The sequence below is a fragment of the Bradyrhizobium jicamae genome, assembly GCF_001440395.1.
GTDB lineage: Bacteria > Pseudomonadota > Alphaproteobacteria > Rhizobiales > Xanthobacteraceae > Bradyrhizobium > Bradyrhizobium jicamae.
The window spans coordinates 1-2,083 of sequence record NZ_LLXZ01000098.1; the positions used below are offsets into that span (position 1 = coordinate 1).

Annotated in this window: 2 protein-coding genes and 1 pseudogene; all 3 read right to left on the reverse strand. The window is 64.5% G+C overall.

What is annotated here, in order from left to right; all coding sequences use genetic code 11:
- Positions 1–396, reverse strand: a pseudogene (locus CQ12_RS15490) (efflux RND transporter periplasmic adaptor subunit); the annotation flags it as partial.
- Between the two features lie 158 nt (positions 397–554).
- Entirely contained in the window at positions 555–1,229 is a 675-nt protein-coding gene (locus CQ12_RS15495) for an OmpA family protein (RefSeq protein WP_057836168.1), read from the reverse strand.
- 144 nt (positions 1,230–1,373) lie between these two features.
- Positions 1,374–2,083, reverse strand: a 710-nt coding sequence (locus tag CQ12_RS15500) for a tetratricopeptide repeat protein (RefSeq protein ID WP_157088241.1), incomplete at its 5' end; no start/stop codon positions are given.

Sequence of the window (2,083 nt, forward strand, 5' to 3'; positions counted from 1 at the left end):
GGTCCGGGCCTCGGTGACGAGGCCCCCTGCCGGCGCGCGAAGCGAGACCGGCCCGGGCCGGCCGGCCGGGGCGCCTGGCATTTGCGGCGGCGCAGTAAGGCGCGCCATCTCCTGATTCTCGGTGACCGTATCGCCTTCCTTGACGAACAAGTCGGTGACCCTCGAGCCTTCCTGATCGACGCCGACCTGCGCCTCGCGGCGCGGCACGATGAAGCCGGTAACGCGGACCATGTCGGAGAAGCAGGCATTGGTGGATTTGGTCACGATCACCAGCGCCTGGCCCGGCGTGTCCTTTGGTTCGGAGCGTGGACGGTGCTCGAACCAGTAATAACCGGCGGCCACAACGACAACGAAGGCCGTTCCGAGCGCAGGTTTGAGGTATTCGGAGAATTTCATCGCCGCATCAATCCAGACCGAAAGTCAAATTAAACAGGCACATTGAGCCGGCCGAAGGCCTGCAATGGAGCCCAAAACGAATACGTCCCGCACGGGGGCTGCGGGACGTATTGTAGCCGGAAACGGTTGCTCGACGCCACGCCCTTACTTGCAGGTCCTTACTTGGCGTTGGCCGCCGTCGCCTTGTTTTCCATGTTCACGACCTGGACGCGGCGGTTCACTTCGGCCAGCGGCTGGCTCGCATCCTTGAGCTTGCTCTTGCCGTATCCGACGGTGACGAGGTCGGTGCCGTTGATGCCATATTTGTCGACGAGATAGCGCTTGATCGCATCCGCACGGCGCTCGCTGAGGTCCTGGTTGTAGGCCTCGCCGCCGGCCGCGTCGGTATGGCCCGCGACCACGAAGGTCGAGCCCTTGAGGTCATTGTTGGTGAGCGCGCGGCCCAGCGCCTGCACCGACGGCAGCGACCTCGCGCTGATATCGGCCGAGTTGTAATCGAAATTGATCTCCAGATCGATCTTCGGCTTGTCCTTGACGATGGTGGCGATTTCCTCGCGCTCGGCGCTCGAGAGCGACCGCGTGGAGCGGCCGCGGAACTTCTGGACGAATTTGCTTTCGGCGGCGGCGACGGTCGGATCGACGGTCTGCTGCGGGCCGACCGAGAGGCCGCGGGTGAGCGGCTTCTTTTCGGGCGCCAGCGCGCGAACGATCTGATCCTCGGTAACGTTCTTGTCCTGGGCCAGGGCGGCTCCCGCACTCAAGCAAACGGTGGCGCCGAGCGCCGCGACCGAGACGATTGCGGTTAGGGTTTTCGTTGCCGAGAAATTCGCCATTGCTGTCCCCTCCTGCGGGCTTCCCACGCGGTTCCAATATCATCCAGATGAGCTGCCGCGCCTGATGGCGGCGGGCTGCTATGCTTTAGTCTTTGCGGCGGCCACGGGGTTCGAGCAGCCGCCAACCTTCACTTGAAAAAATCGTCACTGCACCCCGTAATCGGCGAATTCCTTGACGATATTGGGGTCCATCGCCTTGGCATTGTTGATGTCCAGATCGCCTTCCGGGATTGAGCCGTTGCGCTTCTTGGCAAGACCGCGGCCGTACAGCGACGAGGTCAATCTCGGGTTGATCTTGAGGGCGGCGTCGAAATCAGCGATTGCATTCTTGTTCTGGCCGCTCTTCAGGTTGACGAGCCCGCGGCTGTCGAGCGCGTCGACGAAATTCGGCCGCAGCCGCAGCGCCTCGTTGCAATCCTTCAGGGCCGCCTGCAGGTCGCCGATCACCGTGCGCGCCCAGCAGCGGTTGTTGTAGGCTTCCACATCCTTCGGGTTCAGCCGCAGCGAATTGTTGAAGTCCTTGATGGCGAGTTCGTAAGCGCCCTTGCTGGCATAGACCTGCCCGCGCCGGTACAGCGCGGCAGCGTCGTCCGGATTGTCGTTGAGCTTGGTGGTCAGGCTCTTGATCGTCGGGTCGTCCGCCAGCGCGACCACGGTCGGGCTGGGGCTCTCGACCGGCTTTGCCGGTGGCGGAGGCGGCGGAATCGCGGCTTCAACCGGTTTCGGCGGTGCCGGAGGAGGCGGTGCAGGCGCAGGTGACGGCGCAGGCGCGGCTACCTGGGGCGTGGCAGGTGCCGGAGCCGGCGGCGGAGGAGCGGGGGCCGGTGCGGGAGCCGAAGGTGGCGCTGCGGCCA